This is a genomic window from Fodinibius saliphilus (genome assembly GCF_005869845.1).
Taxonomy (GTDB): domain Bacteria; phylum Bacteroidota; class Rhodothermia; order Balneolales; family Balneolaceae; genus Fodinibius; species Fodinibius saliphilus.
This window is the reverse complement of record NZ_VAWF01000003.1, coordinates 200833-221583: the sequence shown is the minus strand read 5'-3', so window position 1 is coordinate 221583 and position 20751 is coordinate 200833. Positions and strand designations below refer to the sequence as shown.

Below are 20751 nucleotides of genomic sequence, written 5' to 3'. Positions count from 1 at the left end.
TCAAAAGAGCTGGCATTTTTAGAAAATGGGATTATTGCCGGCGCAAAGAAAGTAAAAAGGGACACTAACAACTGCTAGTGTCCCTTTTAAAATATTAGGATGATAGGATTTAAAAAGAATACCTTGGAATAATTTGAAGTTAATAACGGAGGGATTAATTTTTCTGAGTTTTTTAGGAATATTAAATTGCTAAAAATTAGCTTACATCACACAAAGAACTCTATTAGGATACCCAAAAGCTGGGAGATTGTTTTTTACAATTCTCCTTTATGTCTCTATTTTTAGCAAAATTTTTATAGCAGGCTTCATACTGTACTATGGTCATATATCCTAGTCATAGTCCATAAAACTCAAATACCACTTAACAATTTTATAGAACTATATCCTTACCACTCACTTCATTAATATATATCCGGGCTAAGCTTTTAGAGCAGCTACAAATATTTAGGATTACGTACTTAAAACAAAAGTAAAAATAATTTATCCGTAGCTAAATTCTTAGAGAAAACCCAAGTGAAATTTAAAGAAAACCATGGCATGTCTAGTAAACTGATCAAGCTATTAACCGTTATAATAACTACCGCTTTTTGTACACTCCCAGCATACTCTCAATATTTGTACACAAAATTACCGCATGCATCAAACATTGACTGGACTTTCAATCATCGTTTACAAATCATGGACAAGAGTCATGCTTTTGGTGATTCTTTCTATGACCGGGGATTTACCCGGGTATATACAAGGCGTGGACATAGAGAATATGAGTTAGACATGATGAACCAAGAGTTTAGCTTTGGAGACCAATATGCGTGGCATAAAAATGGTCTTGGTTTTAGAAGCAGGTTTGCCAGTTATAAGAAAGCAACATGGGCCGTCTACTCAGAATTGCATAGTGAAAGTAAATTGACAAGTAGATCCAGAATTGGGTTACACACCTATTTACAGCAACATGCGAGAGCAAACCGTGCATTGTTTGAATTTGAATACAAACTGAATATTGGAAAAAAGAACTCAATATCGCTTTCAAATACTATTAGTGAATACAAAAAAGATATGGACTTTACGGTATCTTACCGCAGAGATTTAGGTCCAGTTGGCAATGTACGTCTGGATTATACATTCCAAGATTATTACAACAATTTAGTAAATACTGCCGGAAATAATCTACCACCTACCGGTGAAGAAAATAGAAAAATTGAAAAAGAAATTACCACCCCTAGTTTTTTCATCTTAGGCAGATGGACCGCTCCGAAAGACAAGTGGTACAACTGGGATCTTTCCTTCATATATCAACCGAAAATAAAATATGACGTTACCGATCGAATTGATGAACAGTTCTTTTTTGAAGAGACCAAAAACTTATATCTAATAAACGGGTTACTAAGTGTCCGTTACTCATCATTTGTAGGCGGTGTTTATGGATATATGGATTATACTGCAACTAAAAGGATTTCAAAGGGAGTTCCTTTTAAAGGAATGTATATGGCAAAACAGCGATCTTTAAAAGGAGGGGTCTTTTTATATGGAAAAATTTGGCGTTTTGAGCCAAAATTGAGAATCTCTTTTGAAAACTATTATGATCGACAATATGGCGATGATTTTAGCATATCAGTTATAGAGCGTGCTTTTGACTACCAAGAACCAAGAAGACTGATTGATATAGGACTTGGCTATAGAATTAGTGAAAAAATTCATATTACGGCAAGATACATGCAACTCAACCGTTATAATCAAGACAAGGAATCAGTACGATTTGTTGTTAAACACTTACCCGAAATTTATATGGGGAATATCTTTAAAGACAACCGGATAGCTTTTCATATTACTACAAAATTCCATCCGAAGGTAAGGTTTGAAGTTTTCGGGGCGTATGATATAGACGGTGATGACCATGAATACAATCCCAGAGTAGCAAGATTCGACAAAGGGGGAGGTAAACTTATCGTACTTTTTTAATAAATGTTTATGTTCTTATAAATGAGAAGATTTTAGCATACCTAAGTCCGATCAATTCTTTCAGGCATATAGATAGCACCTCACTTATTTAAGTGTGATATTACCTTTACCGTTCTCATTGCCAGTAACAAAAAATTAATGCGTTTTTTTATTGATATAGAGTCGGTTCATGCCTATCCTGTGCCGGTTATACCAATTAAAAAATGAGCACACAGAACTATGGATTTACAGGTTAAGGGCAAAGTTACACAAATTCTTGAAGCACAATCGGGCGAAGGCAAAAACGGGCCGTGGAAGAAGCAAGATTTTATCCTTGAAACACAAGGCAAATATGGCAAAAAAATCTGTATCACCCATTGGGGAGACAAAATTGACCAGTTCAACATACAAGAAGGGGAAGAGCTTACGGTCTTCATTGATATCCAAAGCCGGGAATACAAAGGCAACTGGTACACCGATGTTAAAGCATGGAAAGTAGAGCGAGGAGAAGAGGGACCTTCCAATCAAGAGGCTCCTTTCAATGACCAAGAACCGACTATCGATATGTCAGATATGGACCACGATGTCCCTTTTTAACACAGCAACTAACCTAGATAACACGACTGATCATATAGACTGCTCCCGCAAGTCCAACTACCAATAAGGTAATAATAGTATAAGCCTCAAACGCACTACTCCCATTTTCTTTCATGGCATTAGCCATTTTCGTGATCGGCACTTTCCAAAGCCATATCAATAAGGTAATGCCTAATATAAGAGCACCTAAAAAGATAATCATGCTAACCCCCTGCCTCCTCCATCAGTTCAGGGTACTTAAACCAGTCCTCGACCTCTAACTCACTTTCAGGACCAATATTTCCTTTTACTTGCTCAAGTAGCTTATTGGGATGATAAATCTCCCCTGACTTCATGACCAGCTTTACATTCCGAGTATTGGTAATATCTTCCAAGGGATTTCCTTTCACTACATAAAGATCAGCCAGTTTTCCAGTTTCTATAGATCCCAGCAAACTTCCTTTCCCAAGAGCATTGGCTCCGTTTTGAGAAGCAATTTTAAGCACCGCTCTTTCAGGAATTCCGGCCATCACCATGGCATGCATCTCGCGATGAGCCCCGAATCCTGCCAAATAATATCCATGAGTAGGTGCATCAGTACCGAGGGTAATCAGGTCTCCTCCCCCAGCATCATAAAATGCTTTCGTGGACCGTAGCATTGCCTTGTACAATCCATCCATAAGATCACTCCCTTTCTGTTCCTCCCGAGGCGGTAAAAGGTTGCGTACGTAGGGAGTAAACATTCCCTTTTCATTTTTCCAGTAATTAAATCCTTCTTTAAGAGTTGTAAAATAGACAGGCGCATTAATCGTCGCATCAAAATAAACGTTGTGATCAAGGTAATAATGCACTGTTTTCTTAAAGTCTGCCGAAGTTGTATCCACTTTATTCCAAACAGGATAAGCATATTGATCAGGCTCCAGTACAAATCCACCGAGAATATGTTCTACGCGATCGATACCGGCATCAATTGCCGTTATCGCATTCGTCGTGCCTTTATATCCTGATCCAAGATGACCGGCAACAGTCAACCCATGATAATGTGCCCTGTTTACCAAATGCTTAACCGTTTCCGGATCTCCACCTTTGGTCTTAAAACCATCTACGCCTAAGCTTACCCAGTGATCAACCTGTTCATATATCTCTTCTTTGGAATAATCCTTCCAATCGGGTCGAGCACTGCCAAAATACGGACCTGACGCCCAAATACGCGGTCCTGCCCACTTACCACTGTTGATCAACCTTTTAGCTGCCAACTCCATATGGGGATAGTAGACCCCATTGGCAAAGGCAGAAGTAACCCCATTTGCCAAATAGACGAGTGAATTATATTTAAACTCATCTATTTCATTTTCCTTTTCCGACCCGAAGGCATCCATTCGAAAGTGAGCATGAACATCTACAATACCCGCTAAAATATATTCATCATCTTCAAGCGTAATCACCTCATAATCACCCTCATTCTTTGGGACGGGTCTATCACCTATCTCATAAAACCGACCGCCACGAACTAATATCCCCTCATTGGATACCATCTGTTGGGTATCAACATCAAAATATTGACCACCCTTAATATATTTGGGAGGTGACTGTGAAAAAGCTGAAAATGAAAATGAGATCAAGCAGATAAAGGTTACAACTACTGCTGAATAATTGCGCATAATACGTATTGATTTACCTGATTAAATAAAATTATAAAATACGGCGTGCTGCTAAAAAACGTTCGCGCCAATAACTGTTCCCCAACTTGCTAATCATAACACCGTTGGAAGTTGAAGCATGTAAAAATTCGCCCCTGTTAACAGCCACTCCCACATGTAGTGTTTTTCGCCCCGTTTTAAAAAACACCAGGTCTCCTGTTCGAATACCTGCCCTTCTAATACCTTTTCCTTCATTAAGTTGGGTTCTCGTATTGTTAGGAAGGTCTATTCCCATGTAGTCTTCAAACACAATTTCTACAAACCTTGAACAATCAACACCCTTACTGGATTCCCCGCCAATTCGATAGGGTGTGCCTTTCCATTCGCGGTAGGCTTTCATCAATGATGATTTTGCTTCATTAAGCGACGACACTTCCATTGCAGATGGCGGGGATGAATCAGAAGATGTTTCCTCCTCCTTTTCTATTTCTGTAGATGATGTTGAAGAAACCGGCTTCGGAGAAGATGTTGTATCTTTACTTATTGTTTGCACAGGTGGGTTTGCTGAACGAGGCACAACGCCACAACCTCCTGCTAGCAGACCTATCAACAAAATTATTGCCCCTAATTGTAATCGTATCATCATTTATATCATTTTTGACTTAAACTCTCCCTTAAATGATCTATATTTAGAGGTTTAAAGACAACTGTAAATAAGCGCTTATTTTTATCTATGCAACTTTTGGTAAATGTTGATCATGTGGCCACACTGCGAAATGCACGCGGCGAAGGATATCCGGATCCGGTAGAAGCTGCAGAAGTATGCGAGCAGGCCGGTGCGTCGGGTATCGTTTTTCATCTTCGCAAAGATCGCCGTCACATTAAAACAGATGATGTACACAGGTTAAAGAAACATGTTAACGGTACGCTAGACTTTGAGATGGCAGCTACTAATGAAATGATCAAAATCAGCAAGGCTGTTGCCCCAGACCTAATCACTCTGGTGCCCGAAAGCCGCGAAGAGTTAACTACTGAAGGGGGGCTAGATATGGAAGTTGTCTATGATGATTTCAAGAACCGGGTTTTTCCAGCTTACATCGATACCGATATTGCCATAAGCCTTTTTATAGATCCCAATGAAGAAGATATTGAGCTGGCAGCCGAATTAGGTAGCGATGCCATTGAGTTGCACACGGGTACCTATGCCAACGCAGAAACGGAAGAAGGGAAACAAAAAGAACTCGATCGACTGAAAGCAGGAGCCAAACAAGCTCACGAATTGGGCATGAAGGTTAATGCCGGCCATGGACTCAACCTTGATAACCTGCGTCCCCTTGTTGAAAGGGTTCCTCACTTACACGATATCAGTATTGGTCATGCCCTGGTATCCTCAGCACTGTACCACGGACTGGACGAAACGGTCCAGAAGTTCTTGCATATCATGCGGACCACCAAACAAACTACCACCTAATAGATATCGCAGCTATTGCGATTAAGAAATACGAACTATGGAAAATACTCCTGAACACAGATCTGGCTACGTTGCTATTATTGGCAAACCCAATGCGGGTAAATCTACCCTGATGAATCGAATGCTGGGCAACAAGGTCTCGATCACAACGCACAAACCTCAGACCACCCGGCACCAAATCCTGGGCATACACTCCGAAGATGACCTACAAATTATTTTTCTGGATACGCCCGGGGTTATCGATCCCAGCTATGAGTTACAGAAGGCGATGATGAAAACAGTGGATCGGGCCCGACGCGATGCCGATATCATCTTGCTTATTGTAGATGTAACTGATTACAAGGTACCGGGACGAATTTTCAAAATGTTCTCTTCGATGAAAAACAAGGAAATTTTCCTGGTCATTAATAAGATCGACAAAACCTCAGATCAGCAGTGCCAGGTTGTAGCTAGAGAGATCCAGGAGAAGTTCGATTTTGATGATACGCTCTTTGTTTCTGCCCTCAATGGCGAGGGTTTAGAACAACTCATGGATACTATAAAAGAAAATATCACTTCGGGCCCGCCCTTCTATCCAAAAGATATGCTAAGCGAACAACCGGTGCGCTTTTTTGTAGCTGAGATGATTCGCGAACAGCTCTTTTTACTCTATCATCAGGAAATACCTTACTCTTCAACTATCAATATTGTACAATATGACGAGCGGGATGACCTGGACTATATAAGTGCAGATATTATTGTAAACCGAGAATCTCAAAAGGGCATCCTCATTGGGAAAGGTGGCAAAGCAATTAAAAAACTGGGGAAAAGTGCTCGGGAGGTCATACAGGCTTTTGTTGATAAAAAGGTATATCTCGACCTCCATGTTAAGGTGCGCGAAAAATGGCGCGAGAACCCCAGTCATGTTCGACATTACGGGTATTAGCGTTCAGTGTTGGCATAATACATAAAGCATGAGTCGCAATCTTTGGATGTTTAAACAATTAGAAATTGAGAATTAAAAGTTTAAAATCCAGCCTGTTACCTTAATTTTTCTTTACAAAGAAAATGGAATGATTATTTTTTCTCGATACGACGATGTTACAATAGCCTGATTTCATCATTTCGCAACTAACGGTATTTATGAAAAAACTCTATAACCTAATTCTGTATGGATTACTAACTTGTTTCCTCATTGCGCTCATCCTACCCGCCACTGCACAACATTCCGGCGTGCTTGCTACTAAAGCTGATACACTCCGTGGTTCTATCACCCCTCAACGCGCCTGGTGGGATGTAGAGTTTTATGATCTGCATCTTACTGTTCAACCTGAAGACTCTTCAATCACTGGCTATAATAACATTACATACCGCGTTACCGATACTCCCAAACGTATGCAGATTGATCTGCAAGATCCGTTGAAGATTGATCAAATAAAACAGGGAAACCAAGCTCTTGAGTATCAAAGGGTGCCAAATGGTTACGCTTATATGGTAGATGTACCCAATGGATTAAAACAGGATTCTCTTTATACTATCTCTGTATTTTACCAGGGAAACCCTCAAGCAGCAAAAAATGCCCCCTGGGATGGGGGATTTGTATGGGAACAGGATTCATTGAACAACCCATGGATTGCCACCGCCAACCAGGGATTAGGGGCCAGTATTTGGTGGCCCAACAAAGATCACCAAACAGCTGAACCCGATAGCATGAGCATTAATATTACGGTGCCGAATGAAATAAAAAATGTATCTAATGGTCGACTGCGTGACATTACTAAACACGAAAACGGAATGACCACCTGGAGCTGGTTTGTTACCAATCCCATTAACAACTACAACGTCTCTGTTAATGCCGGTAATTATGTTAATTTCAAAGATACCTACCAAGGCAAAAAAGGAACACTCGATCTCAGCTATTGGGTACTAAAACCGAACCTGGAAAAAGCTAAAAAGCAGTTTGAGCAGGTAAAACCAATGATGCGATGTTTTGAAAAATGGTTTGGCCCCTACCCCTTTTATGAAGACAGTTTTAAACTGGTGCACACCCCGCACCTGGGCATGGAACACCAAAGTGCTATTGCCTACGGCAATGGGTTCCAAAATGGATACAACGGAACCGATCTTTCCGGTTCTGGCTGGGGTCTCAAGTGGGACTTTATCATCATCCATGAGGCCGGACACGAATGGTGGGGCAATAATGTAACCACTAAAGATATTGCCGATATGTGGGTGCATGAATCGTTCACCAGCTATTCGGAATCCATTTATACCGAGTGCCAGTTCGGAAAAAAAGCTGCTGCAGAATATACGAGGGGATTACGTTCGAGAATTCAGAATAAAGCCCCAATCACGGGCAAATATGGTATTAACAATGAGGGTTCCGGAGATATGTATTACAAGGGACACAATATGCTCCATACCATTCGCCAAATCGTAAATAATGATACCACTTGGCGGCATATTCTGCGAGGCATTCAAAAAAAGTTTCGTCACCAAACAGTTAGGGCCGATCAAATTGAACGATACATTATCGAGCAGTCCGGAAAAAATCTAGATGATATTTTTGACCAGTACTTGCACTATGCGGATATCCCTACTTTAAAATACCATATCAAAAATGGTATACTGTATTATCGGTGGGAAGCTGATGTTGCTCATTTTGATATGCCTGTAGAAATATCCATTAATGATAGCAACTCATATACTTTTATTTATCCTACCTCGAGTCGGTGGAAAAAAACAAAGCTGGATTTCAAAAAAAATGATAGTTTTTCAGTAAATAATAACTATTATGTAAAAAAAGATTCCGTAGCTACTACTCCCTTACCTGGCAGATAAGATGTTATTGCTCTTTTGGAGAAATAAGTACAATGAAGGTTATCATTACCATGGCTAAAGATGTTTTCGAAGAATTCCGAGAAAAGCAATTAACTAAAGACGTTTCCCAATCTGTAGACCAAAGAATAGCCAAAACACTTATAAAAGCTATTGAAACAACCAAAGAGATGGTGGTGGTTACCGATGCGCCTGAAACAATAGGTGAAGAAAAAATTGTGTTCGTTAATAGTGCTTTTGAGAAAGTTACACAGTATTCTAAAGAAGAAATCCTGGGAAAATCTCCCACGATATTGCAAGGTCCCAAAACCAACCAAGAAACAATCAAAGATCTTGTAGAAAAGGTTAGTAATGGTGAGCATTTTGAAGGAGAAACCTTTAACTATAAAAAAGATGGATCAACGTACAGAGTCCGCTGGAGTATCGACCCTATCCGGGATGATGAGGGAGAGATTACTCACTTTGTCTCTGTTCAGAGAGATGTTACAAAAGAGTGGGAACAGCAACAAAAGTTAAAAGAGATTATTGATGAGCGTGAAATGCTTATCAAAGAGACCCACCATCGTATTAAAAACAATCTTGCTACTATTACCGGGATGTTGGAACTACAGATCATCAAGAGCAACTCAGAGGATGTTCAAGAGGTACTCTCTGAGAGCATGAATCGGGTGCAATCGATTGCGTCTATTCATGAAAAACTTTACAAAACCGAAGGTTTAGCCAGCATTGCGCTGAATGTCTATATTGAAGATCTTATCGAACATCTCCAAAATTCTATGGAGACTATCAACAGTTCCGGCCCGGGAAAAATAGGTTTTGACCTGGAGATCGAACCGATCTCTTTAAATATGAGAAAGGCCGTACCGCTGGGGCTTATCATAAACGAATTAGTTTCAAATGCACACAAACATGCTTTTGAAGACAATGGGGGAACCGTCTCAATTCGCTGTTATGAAGAAGACGACCATTTATTCCTCAAGGTCACGGATAATGGGAAAGGCATTCCCGACAATATGGATATCCAAGAAAATGACTCCCTGGGATTAAAACTTATTGAAACTTTAACTCAACAGATAGATGCTGAATACCGCCTGTATTCAGAAAATGGAACCCATTTTGAAATGAATTTTAAAAAAGATGCCTGATAATTAGGATAACTAATACTTTAAGCTCCACTTAATTAAACCAATTCAGCAGATATAATTGGCCATTTCTTAATGTGCCAGTGACATACAGAGACTTACAACTTTAAAATCTTTCAACTTCCATTAATTATTCTTCACTTTTTGCCTGTTCTCAGCTCAAAAAGTTTCGTTAGGATTTGAAAAGACCATTAAAAATAAGAAATGAAAAGAAAAAGCATATTTTCCTTTTCATTTCAAAAGGTATTGTTTGTGTAATAAAAAAAAATCGCATATCTTAGAAACGAAATTAAAACTGAAGTAATAATGAAACAGATATCACAACATATTATTTGCCTCTGTTGCATGTGTATGCTTATGCCATGCCTGCAACCGAAGGAGTGATTTGTTTCATACCTATGTAAACAGATTCAAAGCCCTTCGGACGACCCCGAAGGGCTTTTTTTGAATATCTGTGCATTAGTTCTTTTTACATACTGAGCACTCTTATCAAGAAAAGCTGAGGGATCAGGCCCGATGACGCTTTGGCAACCGCCCTGTGTATTTGATACACAGGGGATAGGTGCTACTTCCTGCTCCGGCTGGTCCGGGGAAAGATGAGAGATGAGGTCACCCATGGTATCCATGGCATGTTTGTTAAGCCTCTTCTAAGATCTTTTCTCTGGTACTACGACGGAGATCTTGGGAGAGGCTTTTTTATTAGATCTATCAATTTTGACCACATATAAACAACAAACGACCGATACCATGAGTACAAACGGAAAAGAACGAGACCTAAAATTTGAAACACTGCAACTACATGCGGGACAGGAACCTGATCCCACTACCGGATCACGTGCAGTACCCATTTATCAAACAACATCCTACAATTTTGATGACACCGAGCATGCAGCCAGTCTCTTTGCTCTTGAAGAGTTTGGCAATATCTATACCCGCATCATGAACCCCACCAGCGATGTGTTTGAAAAACGTATCGCTGCCCTCGAAGGCGGTGCTGCCGCTGTTGCTACAGCATCAGGCCAATCGGCACAGTTTATGGCCATTACCACCCTGGCGCAGGCCGGAGATAATATCGTCTCAACAAGCTTTTTGTACGGCGGTACGTATAACCAATTTAAAGTAACACTCCCCCGCCTGGGTATCGATGTTAACTTTGTTGAAGATGATAGCCTAGAGAGCTACGAAGCGGCTATTGACGAAAATACCAAGGGTATATATGTAGAATCGATCGGAAATCCGCGTGGTAATGTGCCGGACTTTAAAGGACTTTCCAAGATTGCTAAAAAGCATGGTATCCCCTTGATTGTCGATAATACTTTTGGGGCTGCAGGCTCAATCTGTCAACCGATTAAGCATGGAGCCAATGTAGTTACTGAATCAGCTACTAAATGGATTGGTGGCCATGGTACCAGTATCGGTGGCGTTATTGTCGATGCCGGCAACTTCAATTGGGGTAATGGTAATTTCCCGGTTTTTACCGAACCTGCTCCCGGTTATCACGGACTAAATTTCTGGGAAACATTTGGACCAGACGGACCATTCGGCAATATCGCTTTTGCCATTCGTGCTCGTGTTGAATCTTTACGTGACTTCGGTTCAGCCCAGTCACCATTCAATAGTTTCTTGTTCTTACAGGGCTTAGAAACACTATCACTGCGTACCGAACGCCACTGCGAGAATGCACTTGAGCTGGCAAAATGGCTTAAGAAACAGGATGCTGTAGACTGGGTAAACTATACCGGCCTAGAAGAACATCCCTACCATGAAAGAGCCCAGAAGTACTTGCAAGACGACAAGTTTGGTGCCGTACTAACATTTGGGGTAGAAGGCGGATTTGAATCAGCCCGAACCTTCATCGAAAATGTAGAAGTAGCCAGCCATCTTGCAAATGTGGGAGATGCTAAAACCCTTGTTATCCATCCTGCATCAACAACCCACCAGCAACTTAGCGAAGAAGAACAAGCTTCCAGCGGCGTAGAACCAGATCTTATCCGCGTCTCTGTAGGCATTGAGCATATTGACGATATAAAAGAAGATTTCGAAATCGCATTTAAACAGATAAAACAACCTGTATAAATAGGTTTGCTGTCTACGGCGCCCGCGTTTTCATGATGTCTGGTTTGCGCGGGCGCTTAATACAGCCCAAGAGTTACTGACTTTATATAATGAGTACGAAAAACACAATAACATTTGAAGATCCTTTCATAACTGAAAAAGGGGAGCCTATACCCCAACCCTCCATTGCCTATAAAAGTTGGGGTAACCTTAACAAAGCAGGTGATAATGTGGTGGTTGTGTGCCATGCATTAACCGGTAATGCCGATGCCGAAGAATGGTTTAGTGGACTTTTTGGTCCCGGCAAAACACTGGATCCTGCGCATCAGTTTATCATCTGCCCCAATGTACTGGGCAGCTGCTTCGGTACCACCGGCCCAACCAGTATGAACCCTGAAACCGGCACGCCTTACAGAGCCAACTTTCCAAGAATCACAATTCGTGATATGGTACGCCTGCAGCGACAACTGCTTGATGCCCTTGGCATTACAAGTATTGAACTGCTTATCGGAGGATCTATGGGGGGCATGCAGGTACTGGAATGGCTAATTATGGATGAGCGTCCACAATCAGCGGTACTTATTGGAATGGGCAAAGCCCACCGCCCCTGGGCCATTGGCATCAGCCATACTCAGCGACAGGCTATTTTTAACGATCCCAACTGGGATAATGGTTATTATTCTGAAGAGCAACCTCCCAAAAAGGGACTGGCTCTCGCTCGGATGATTGCTATGATAAGCTACCGCAGTGATACCGATTACGAACATAAATTTGCACGTTTACAAGAGGCAGATTCCAAAGAATTTGAAGTAGAGTCGTACCTCGATTACCAGGGAGAAAAGCTGGTAGAACGTTTTGATGCCGTTTCCTATGTCCGCCTTACCCAGGCTATGGACAGTCACGATGTTGCTCGTAATCGCTCATCATACGTAAAAGTACTTGGCAACATTGAAATCCCTGTATTGGTAGTAGGTATCAACTCAGACATGCTATACCCAGTTCGAGAACAGCATGAACTTGCACAATTATTGCCCAAAGGACGATATCGAAGAATACGGTCGAAGCACGGGCATGACGCCTTCTTAATTGAATTCGACCAGCTCAACAACATTATCAAACCTTTTTTAGTAGAAACGCCAACAAGAATTGCACACTATTAACCAATGAATACTTCTGAAACACATGTTCTTAAATTCGGTGGTACTTCACTACAGAATCCGGATTATATTAAACAATCTGCCGAAATTGTTATTGACCGTACACAACGGGCGCGTCCTTTTGTGGTAGTGTCTGCCCTTGAAGGCGTTACCGATGCACTCATTGCACATACCACTAATATCGGCCAAAAGACCGATTCTATTGAGTCCAATGTTGATAATTTGCGTCAAAAACATTTGGACTTTTTTGATAAGCTCACCAAAGAACTACCTAAAAAACGTAGAAATCTGGACAAGTTGTTTGATGAACTAATTCAAAACCTGCATAAGCTCAGCCTCGATATTGAAAATAAGCGAGCACTCAAAGATCGCATTCTTTCCATAGGTGAAAGAGCTTCAGCGTTAATTTTTGCTTCCGTTCTATCCAGTAACGGATTACCTGCAAAATCATTTGAAGCCCATCAATTTATCAAAACTGATTCCACTTTCGGAAAAGCTAAGGTAAAGCAGGATACAAGTCGTGCACTGATCCGAGACTACCTGCAACAATCGAAATTTGTACCTGTTGTCACCGGCTTTATTGGCTCTGACTCAAAAAATCGCATCACAACGCTTGGTCGTTCGGGGTCTGATTATACCGCCGGCCTTGTTGCTGATGCTCTTAATGCCGACCATCTTGAAATATGGACCGATGTAAACGGAGTGCTTTCAGCCGATCCCCGATGGGTACCCACCGCTCAATCAATTAAAGAACTCAACTTTGGGGATATAACAGAGCTTTCGGCTCATGGGGCGAAAGTGATCCATCCCCAGACCATACGGCCCATTCAGAATAAGGACACTACTGTGCTTGTCAAAAACAGCTATAACCCATCTCACCCCGGCACTTCTATAACATCGGGCTTTGAATCTAATGGAGCCCTTAAAACCATTACCGTTACCGGGCCTTTTGTAAAGCTACAAATTGACGAAACATATGCATTTGAACTGTTCTCCAAACTTACTGATTGGTCCGAACAAGAGACTGACTCGGAAGCGGTTGGGTTTAGAACGAGCTCAGAGTTTGAGCCGGCACGTTTTATACTACGGCAATCATTTTTCGAAAAAGTTTCGAACCTTCTCGGACAATGGGCATCTAACAATAATGTGGTGCTAGATCTGCAAAGCAACCTCTATAAAGTTAAAAAATTCAGCAATCACTTCTCTGATGATGAATCACTTTGTAAACGTATTTGGGATCTGTTAGCCTCAAATAACCTGCAACCCATTAGCACTGAACGAAACCACGATGAACGCTTCATTTCTTTCTTGTTTGATAAACAAGATGCCCAACTGGCAGCACGTCTGTTAAATGATTATTTGCAGGGAGATCAAAAAGTGATCGACCTTTTTGTAGCCGGAACTGGTGCTGTAGGCCATACGTTGCTGGAGCAGCTGAAAAGGCTGGAACCGGAAGGAATCACCTTTCGACTTATCGGAGCCTGTAACAGCCGACAAGCCCTGTGGAACGAGAGCGGCATTGCGCTTAAGAAAAATATTGACTGGTCTGCGTGCCAGCCTACCAACTGGGATACGCTAGTTGATAAACTTACCGAACCGCACCGCAACAACCTCATTTTTGTTGATGCTACTGGAAGTGAAGAGGTAGCACGACTGTATCCAAAGCTATTCGAAAACGGCACCCATATTGTTACCCCCAGCAAACTTGCCAATACCTTTGAACAGGCTTTCTTTGATGATCTACAAAAGTTAATTAAAGAAAATAATACCTCTTTCCGGTATGAAACAACTGCCGGGGCCGGACTGCCGGTAATATCAACACTCAATGAACTACAGTCGGCCGGTGATAATATTACCGAAATATCGGGTGTGGTGTCAGGGACGATGACCTACCTGTTTAACCAACTCGAACAAGGAATTCCTTTCAGCAAGGCAATTGTTGATGCCAGAGAGAAAGGCTATGCTGAACCGGACCCGCGTGATGATTTATCCGGTGAAGATGTAGCTCGTAAGTTTTTAACGCTGGCTCGTACCCTCGGGTTTAAAATTGAACGTGAAGAAATAGCTGTGGATTCTTTAATTCCAGACGCTTTAAAGGATGTGGAGAAGGATACTTTCCTTAACAGGCTCAGCAACTATGATCAACACTGGGAAAAACATATTGAAGCAGCACTAAATAAAGGCAACACTTTGCGTTATACCGGGCGCTTTAAGGATGGCAAAGTACAGATCGGTATTGAAGAACTCCCAAAGGACTCTCCTATCGGGCAGCTAAAGGGAACGGACAACCTAATCCAGATTTTCTCTAATCTTTACAACCAAACTCCGCTAGTTATCCAAGGTCCTGGTGCTGGCAAAGAGGTAACAGCTGCCGGTGTTTTAGCAGATATTTTGAAGACGGCACGGGCTTTATCGTAACTGCAACCACCTCCAAACTTTCTGAGGCACCTCATAACTGCAGTGACATATCGGGGGAACAAGAGTCAGCACCATCAATAATAGAGCGTTCTTTTACCATATACTATAGACACATGAATTTGCATAAATACCGTTAAATCCGTAGCCTCTAAGGCATTTATGGAAACCATGGTTTAAAACAAAAAATACTGTGAATACTCCAACTGACCTACTCGACCAAAACAAGGAATGGGCGAACCGAATTAAAAAAGAAGATCCCAGATTCTTTGAACAACTCTCCAAGGGACAATCACCAAATTACCTGTGGATAGGCTGTGCCGACAGCCGCGTTCCTGCCAGCCAAGTAGTAGACCTCGCCCCCGGCGATATGTTTGTACATCGCAATATTGCCAACGTTATTGCCCATACGGATTTCAACAGTTTATCAGTGATACAGTATGCAGTAGCAGTACTCAGAGTAGAGCATGTTATTATTTGCGGACACTACGGCTGCGGTGGCGTGAAGGCGGCATTTGATGACCAGAATCACGGCCTCATTGACAACTGGCTGCGCCATATTCAGGATGTAGGCCGCCTGCATGCTGATGAACTTGATGGACTTTCTGAAGACGATAAGCTCAACCGACTTTGCGAATTAAATGTAGCAGAACAAGTCCGCAATCTCTGCCAAACACCTATCGTTCAAAATGCGTGGGATAGCGGGCAGGATCTGAACGTTCATGGATGGATCTATAGCTTAGCCCAGGGAGAAATTACTGATCTTGAGCTCACAGTTTCATCGAATAGTGACCTGAGCTAACCATCCAATTCAAATATTCCTAAACAAAGAGGATTAATCTCACGACCAGTCCTCTTTCCTTTTATATTCAATATCCTACCTACTAATCATTCGAAAATCACATATTCTGGCGATCTCTCATTTTTCAGGGGCTTTACGAAATAATCTCAGCGTTTATTCATAACATAGTTACGGGATGAGATACAAAACCAGCTACTTTCCGTTATTGAGGATGCGTCCGACCTAAGAGGCGGTATGATCTGAAATAGCAAAATAAATGTATTCGTTGCATAATATACTATTGTGATCAACTGTTAAAATGATTCTCAGAATCATAATATCACGCATTCTCATTACCTTCCAAACGCTATTTGATTTCCTTTTACAAGGATGATCTACTCAAATTGCGAAGACGATACTCGGTCCGATATTTAAAAGTTGTACCGTAACTATTCACAGCAACGCATAACTCCGCATTTCGGCCCAGATGAAAAATCTCTACCACTCTCTACCACCGCATCAATTTATGAGGCGATAAAAAAATACATCCATCTTTATTTGCCGACAAAAGCCCCTTAGCATTACCTAAACATTACTTTTAAGTTAATTTCCGAAATTTTAGACCTATAATTACATACAACTTTGTGATCTTTTTGAAATCAGCCCTTGACATATTACAACCTTTCGGGGTACATTGTGGGGTGAAGTGGTAGAATGTGGGAGTTCATATCCACGATCGAATTCGATAACATTGCTGTAACTCTGGGGATCCATATATGCCTAGCTTTAAAGGCGAATACGAACATAGTGTTGATAACAAAGGACGCGTTAGCTTCCCGGCTAAACTGCGTAAAGCTCTGAATCCCCAAGCAAAAGAGCACTTTACTATATTAAGAGGTCTAGACAAATGCCTTTATCTCTACCCAGAGGATGAATGGCAAGAAGTTGAAGACCAGCTCTCCCAGATAAACAGTTTTACAAAAAAAGGTCGCACACTCAAGCGTAATTTTCTGCGCTTTGCAATTGATGTGAACTTGGATAATCAGAATCGCATTCCACTTCCTTCACAACTAACAGAATGGGCCGATATCGACGGTAAAGCCATATTTATTGGCACAGGCGAACGAATAGAAATATGGTCTCCAGAGAGACTCAACTCCGTTGATGAGAACCTTGACTTTGAATCGTACCAACAACTTTTTGAAGGCGTAATGGGTGACGATAATAGCCATGAACAACAACAATGACACATATTATGAGCATCATCCGGTATTGCTTGAGGAGTCCGTAGAGTACCTTATTACGGACCCCAGCGGTATCTATATTGATGCGACTTTAGGCGGTGGCGGACACAGCCAGGCATTGTTGTCTCACCTTAATAGTGATGCCCAACTTATTGGTATTGATCAAGATGATGAAGCACTAGCTGCAGCAAACTCCCGCATTGGCGATGACCCCCGCTTCTCATCCATCAAGGGTAATTTTGGCTACCTTTCTCGGTTACTTCCCCCAGAACTGCATGGGAAAGTTAGCGGTATTCTTTTGGATCTGGGAGTTTCTACTCATCAGATAAAAGAAGAAGAACGCGGATTCACCTTCCAAAAAGAAGGTCCGCTGGATATGCGCATGGGTAACCTGCGCGGTATAACTGCATACCAAGTAGTCAACGAATACTCCTACGAAGACCTTCGCGATGTTATCTTCCACTACGGCGAAGAACGAATGAGTCGCCAAATTGCTCGCGAAATTATTGATCGTCGTCCTATCGAAACCACGACCGAGCTTCGTAAGGCGGTAGAAGCCGTTGTTAAGGGACAGTACCAAGTGAAAAGTGTAGCTCGCGTTTTTCAGGGCATCCGTATTGAGGTGAACAGAGAGCTTGATATGTTACGTCAAGTGCTAAAACAGGCACTTGAGCTTCTGAAAATTGATGGGCGTATAGTTGCCATTAGCTACCACTCACTTGAAGATCGAATCGTCAAGAAATTCTTTAAAGCAGGCAACCATGAGGGAGAGATCGAAAAAGATTTTTATGGCAATCCTCTAAATCCCATAGAGGAGATCTCAGGTGGTATCATTCGCCCTACCGAAGAAGAAATTGAACGAAATTCTGCTGCACGAAGCGCAAAAATGCGCGTTGCACAGAAGATAGAAGAGCCGGAGGTGTAGCGCATGCTTATAAAATCTCCACTCAAGAAAGAGAAGGTTAAACAAAATAAACGTCGCTCTTCTTCCAAGAGTAACAAAAGAAGTACCATCAAAGGGGCAGCCCGTTCAAACGGTAACCACTATGGCACTCGCAAAAAAAACCAAGACCAAGATAGTGGATTCTCATTGCCCAAGCTAAAACCCTGGAAAGTTATTGTTGGCGCACTCATCGTTGGTGCTCTTGGCATTGTGTATCTAAATCACGTATTCGCTACGCAACAACTACTACAGGAAGTACGGCAGCTTGAACGAGAATACAACCAAGTTAAACGAATGCATGAAGATTACCGGCTTACTTATGATCGGATGATTGGTCCGGCCGAAATTTATGAAAATGCAAAAGAGGCAGGCTTCATCAATGGTGGGCCTGCAGAAAAAGTAATTGAGGTGGAAAAGTAAATGCAAGAAGAGCGTTCTGCCATATTAAACAGGATGTTTATAGTCTTTGGACTGGTACTATTGATACCATGTGCCATTGGTGTGCAGCTCTTTCGCATCAATTTTGTAGAAGGGCCCGAACTCCGCCAACTCTGGAGTGAACAAGCCATTGATTATATCCCCATTCCAGCCCAAAGAGGTAATATATACAGTGAAGACGGCAGCTTGCTGGCTACAAATTCTGTGGCATATAAAATTGCAATCGATCCGAAAATAAATGGGCTTAAAGATACTCAAATCTCACAAGTTTGTGATACGCTGGCGAAGTATACCTCCCAGACGTCAAACCAGTATTTACGAAAAATTCGCAAAGCCTCTGCCCGCTCCCGCTATGTAGTGCTCGGCAAAAATGTAGGCCCCGAAGCGCATCAGGCATTGCAACAGATGAATATTCGGGGTGTCATCCTGGAAGAGAACTATAAACGACGTTACAATTTTGGAACACTGGCTGCTCATACGTTGGGCTTTGTCAACCATAACACCCAAGGGGTAACGGGGCTTGAAAAAATGTACGACAAACGACTCAGCGGTGAAGACGGGGTACAGCAAGTTCGTCGTGAGCGAAACGGTCGTATATCTTCCTACGTTGGTGCGCCAACAAAGCATCCCCGACAAGGGCAATCACTGCACACGACTATAAATGCCCATATACAAGCAATTCTTGAAGAAGAACTTAAAGCCGGGATTGACCGAACGAGTTCATCCTACGGTTCTGCTATTGTGATGGATCCCAATACAGGTGCCATTAAAGCGATGGCTAATTATCCCACATTCAACCCAAATAACCCTGCTTCCCTGAACAGTACTAACCGCAGGAATTTTGCGATCTCGGATATGATCGAGCCCGGCTCTACTTTTAAACTGGTTACTGCTATAGCTGCTGTTGAACAACAAAAAGTGCAATTTTCAGAATCCTTTGAAACTCCTGAAAACGGGAAAACAAAAATTCACGGACAATGGATGCGTGACCATGAACCTCTTGGAACACTCAGCTTCCCCGAGGTTATACAAAAATCATCAAACGTAGCTACTGCAGAAATCGCCATGCGTTTGTCCAAGGATACATTTTATCAGTATGCCCGCAATCTTGGATTTGGCACACCTACTAATGTAGACTTGCCTAATGAAGAAACCGGAAGACTGCCCAAGCCTTATGAATGGAGTGAAGTTTCCCTGCCATGGATGTCTATTGGATATGAGCTTCAGGTTACCCCCATTCAATTGGCTCAAGCTTATGCCGCTTTTGCCAACGGAGGTAAAATGATGCGTCCATACCTTGTAGAAAAAGCCACCAATGCTCAAGGAAATACCAGTTGGAGTCACAATGATGTAGAAGTACGACAAATTGCCGAACGGGAAACCCTGGAGCAACTCTACCCGGTATTCCGAAATGTTGTTACTGATTCCGGAACAGCCAAGTATGCTCAAATTGACGGCCTTCCCATTGCCGGCAAAACGGGAACAGCTCAAAAGCTCATTGGCGGACAGTATCGCAACGAGTATCGTTCTTCATTTGTAGGGTTTTTCCCAGCTCAAAATCCAAAATATGTATGCCTGGTCGTTCTTGATGACCCCGATACCTATCCACCTTATGGTGGCGTTACTGCGGGACCAATATTCCGTGAATCTGCCAAACGTATTGCCGGCCTCGACGATGAAATTGAAAAACAGATTATTGAAAGTGAAACAACAAACAAAATTTGGGCTTATGCTCCCCAACTATCAGGACTTAACAAGGAGGAAGCCCAGTCTTTGCTCGAACAACAGAATTTAGAATACAAGATTAGCGGAGAGGGTGACTGGATAAGCGGGCAACGACCCGAAGCCGGTACTAAACTAACCTCCGAAGATAACATTACGCTTAAACTTTCAAATACTATAGCCGTTGCTGATACTGCCGAACTCCCTGATGGATACTCTATTATACCGGATGTAGGCGGAATGAGTATGCGCAAAGCAACCTTAGTTATTCACAGCCGAGGTTTTAAAACCAAGATGATCGGTTCAGGAACTGTTTATACCCAATTCCCGCGGCCCGGCGATATGATGAAACAAGGCCACGCCATTACCGTTCGCGGTAAAGCAAAAGCAATGGAAACCTTAACAGGAGACTAAC

17 protein-coding genes and 1 riboswitch are annotated in these 20751 nt (G+C 42.1%); of the genes, 14 read left to right on the top strand and 3 right to left on the bottom strand.

What is annotated here, in order from left to right:
* The first annotated feature begins 513 nt into the window (after window positions 1–513).
* Window positions 514–1956, top strand: a complete 1443-nt coding sequence (locus FCN14_RS11590; protein ID WP_171032903.1) for a hypothetical protein — start codon at window positions 514–516, stop codon at window positions 1954–1956.
* A 219-nt stretch (window positions 1957–2175) separates the two neighbouring features.
* Entirely contained in the window at window positions 2176–2532 is a 357-nt protein-coding gene (locus FCN14_RS11585; protein ID WP_138431443.1) for a DUF3127 domain-containing protein, read from the top strand.
* A gap of 13 nt (window positions 2533–2545) precedes the next feature.
* On the opposite strand, the gene FCN14_RS11580 is transcribed toward FCN14_RS11585, so the two are convergent.
* Genes FCN14_RS11580 through FCN14_RS11570 form a run of 3 tightly spaced genes read right to left on the bottom strand, consistent with a single transcriptional unit; the run spans window position 2546 to window position 4797 of the window.
* On the bottom strand, window positions 2546–2734 hold the full coding sequence (locus FCN14_RS11580) for a hypothetical protein (protein WP_138431442.1): 189 nt from the start codon (window positions 2732–2734) through the stop codon (window positions 2546–2548).
* A gap of 1 nt (window position 2735) precedes the next feature.
* Entirely contained in the window at window positions 2736–4172 is a 1437-nt protein-coding gene (locus FCN14_RS11575; protein ID WP_138431441.1) for an amidohydrolase family protein, read from the bottom strand.
* A 31-nt stretch (window positions 4173–4203) separates the two neighbouring features.
* Window positions 4204–4797, bottom strand: coding sequence for an NlpC/P60 family protein (locus tag FCN14_RS11570; protein WP_138431440.1), 594 nt, complete (start codon window positions 4795–4797; stop codon window positions 4204–4206).
* Between the two features lie 87 nt (window positions 4798–4884).
* Here FCN14_RS11570 and FCN14_RS11565 point away from each other — a divergent pair, with 87 nt between their 5' ends.
* From FCN14_RS11565 to FCN14_RS11510, 12 genes are all read left to right on the top strand, one after another.
* Window positions 4885–5622 (top strand): pyridoxine 5'-phosphate synthase, encoded by a 738-nt coding sequence (locus FCN14_RS11565; protein WP_138431439.1) that lies wholly within the window; start codon window positions 4885–4887, stop codon window positions 5620–5622.
* Window positions 5623–5659: 37 nt separating this feature from the next.
* The gene (gene era, locus FCN14_RS11560; RefSeq protein ID WP_138431438.1) at window positions 5660–6547 is read left to right on the top strand and encodes a GTPase Era; all 888 of its coding nucleotides are present in this window, start codon (window positions 5660–5662) and stop codon (window positions 6545–6547) included.
* Between the two features lie 197 nt (window positions 6548–6744).
* The gene (locus FCN14_RS11555) at window positions 6745–8442 is read left to right on the top strand and encodes a M1 family metallopeptidase (protein WP_138431437.1); all 1698 of its coding nucleotides are present in this window, start codon (window positions 6745–6747) and stop codon (window positions 8440–8442) included.
* A gap of 50 nt (window positions 8443–8492) precedes the next feature.
* Window positions 8493–9584: a sensor histidine kinase gene (locus FCN14_RS11550; protein ID WP_212747632.1), complete on the top strand. Its 1092-nt coding sequence runs from the start codon at window positions 8493–8495 to the stop codon at window positions 9582–9584.
* A 480-nt stretch (window positions 9585–10064) separates the two neighbouring features.
* Window positions 10065–10184: riboswitch (SAM riboswitch) on the top strand.
* A gap of 144 nt (window positions 10185–10328) precedes the next feature.
* Entirely contained in the window at window positions 10329–11657 is a 1329-nt protein-coding gene (locus FCN14_RS11545; RefSeq protein ID WP_138431435.1) for an O-acetylhomoserine aminocarboxypropyltransferase/cysteine synthase family protein, read from the top strand.
* Between the two features lie 89 nt (window positions 11658–11746).
* Window positions 11747–12796, top strand: coding sequence for a homoserine O-acetyltransferase MetX (gene metX / locus FCN14_RS11540; RefSeq protein ID WP_138431434.1), 1050 nt, complete (start codon window positions 11747–11749; stop codon window positions 12794–12796).
* A gap of 3 nt (window positions 12797–12799) precedes the next feature.
* Entirely contained in the window at window positions 12800–15211 is a 2412-nt protein-coding gene (locus FCN14_RS11535; RefSeq protein WP_138431433.1) for an aspartate kinase, read from the top strand.
* Between the two features lie 190 nt (window positions 15212–15401).
* Window positions 15402–16010 carry a carbonate dehydratase gene (can, locus tag FCN14_RS11530; RefSeq protein ID WP_138431432.1) on the top strand — a complete coding sequence of 203 codons (609 nt, stop codon included), beginning with the start codon at window positions 15402–15404 and terminating at the stop codon, window positions 16008–16010.
* A gap of 755 nt (window positions 16011–16765) precedes the next feature.
* Complete coding sequence (gene mraZ / locus FCN14_RS11525; RefSeq protein ID WP_138431431.1) at window positions 16766–17236, top strand: division/cell wall cluster transcriptional repressor MraZ; 471 nt, start codon at window positions 16766–16768, stop codon at window positions 17234–17236.
* Entirely contained in the window at window positions 17220–18158 is a 939-nt protein-coding gene (rsmH, locus tag FCN14_RS11520; protein ID WP_138431430.1) for a 16S rRNA (cytosine(1402)-N(4))-methyltransferase RsmH, read from the top strand. The genes mraZ and rsmH overlap by 17 nt, the downstream gene beginning before the upstream one ends.
* A 3-nt stretch (window positions 18159–18161) precedes the next feature.
* The gene (locus FCN14_RS11515; RefSeq protein ID WP_138431429.1) at window positions 18162–18596 is read left to right on the top strand and encodes a hypothetical protein; all 435 of its coding nucleotides are present in this window, start codon (window positions 18162–18164) and stop codon (window positions 18594–18596) included.
* Window positions 18597–20750 carry a peptidoglycan D,D-transpeptidase FtsI family protein gene (locus FCN14_RS11510; protein ID WP_138431428.1) on the top strand — a complete coding sequence of 718 codons (2154 nt, stop codon included), beginning with the start codon at window positions 18597–18599 and terminating at the stop codon, window positions 20748–20750.
* Window position 20751 lies beyond the last annotated feature (1 nt).

Excerpts from the sequence above, each read along its gene's own strand:
- FCN14_RS11585 (WP_138431443.1), top strand. The coding sequence starts at position 2,176 with ATGGATTTACAGGTTAAGGGCAAAGTTACACAAATTCTTGAAGCACAA.
- FCN14_RS11580 (WP_138431442.1), bottom strand. The coding sequence starts at position 2,734 with ATGATTATCTTTTTAGGTGCTCTTATATTAGGCATTACCTTATTGATA.
- FCN14_RS11575 (WP_138431441.1), bottom strand. The coding sequence starts at position 4,172 with ATGCGCAATTATTCAGCAGTAGTTGTAACCTTTATCTGCTTGATCTCA.
- FCN14_RS11570 (WP_138431440.1), bottom strand. The coding sequence starts at position 4,797 with ATGATGATACGATTACAATTAGGGGCAATAATTTTGTTGATAGGTCTG.
- FCN14_RS11565 (WP_138431439.1), top strand. The coding sequence starts at position 4,885 with ATGCAACTTTTGGTAAATGTTGATCATGTGGCCACACTGCGAAATGCA.
- era (WP_138431438.1), top strand. The coding sequence starts at position 5,660 with ATGGAAAATACTCCTGAACACAGATCTGGCTACGTTGCTATTATTGGC.
- FCN14_RS11555 (WP_138431437.1), top strand. The coding sequence starts at position 6,745 with ATGAAAAAACTCTATAACCTAATTCTGTATGGATTACTAACTTGTTTC.
- FCN14_RS11550 (WP_212747632.1), top strand. The coding sequence starts at position 8,493 with ATGGCTAAAGATGTTTTCGAAGAATTCCGAGAAAAGCAATTAACTAAA.
- FCN14_RS11545 (WP_138431435.1), top strand. The coding sequence starts at position 10,329 with ATGAGTACAAACGGAAAAGAACGAGACCTAAAATTTGAAACACTGCAA.
- metX (WP_138431434.1), top strand. The coding sequence starts at position 11,747 with ATGAGTACGAAAAACACAATAACATTTGAAGATCCTTTCATAACTGAA.
- FCN14_RS11535 (WP_138431433.1), top strand. The coding sequence starts at position 12,800 with ATGAATACTTCTGAAACACATGTTCTTAAATTCGGTGGTACTTCACTA.
- mraZ (WP_138431431.1), top strand. The coding sequence starts at position 16,766 with ATGCCTAGCTTTAAAGGCGAATACGAACATAGTGTTGATAACAAAGGA.
- rsmH (WP_138431430.1), top strand. The coding sequence starts at position 17,220 with ATGAACAACAACAATGACACATATTATGAGCATCATCCGGTATTGCTT.
- FCN14_RS11515 (WP_138431429.1), top strand. The coding sequence starts at position 18,162 with ATGCTTATAAAATCTCCACTCAAGAAAGAGAAGGTTAAACAAAATAAA.
- FCN14_RS11510 (WP_138431428.1), top strand. The coding sequence starts at position 18,597 with ATGCAAGAAGAGCGTTCTGCCATATTAAACAGGATGTTTATAGTCTTT.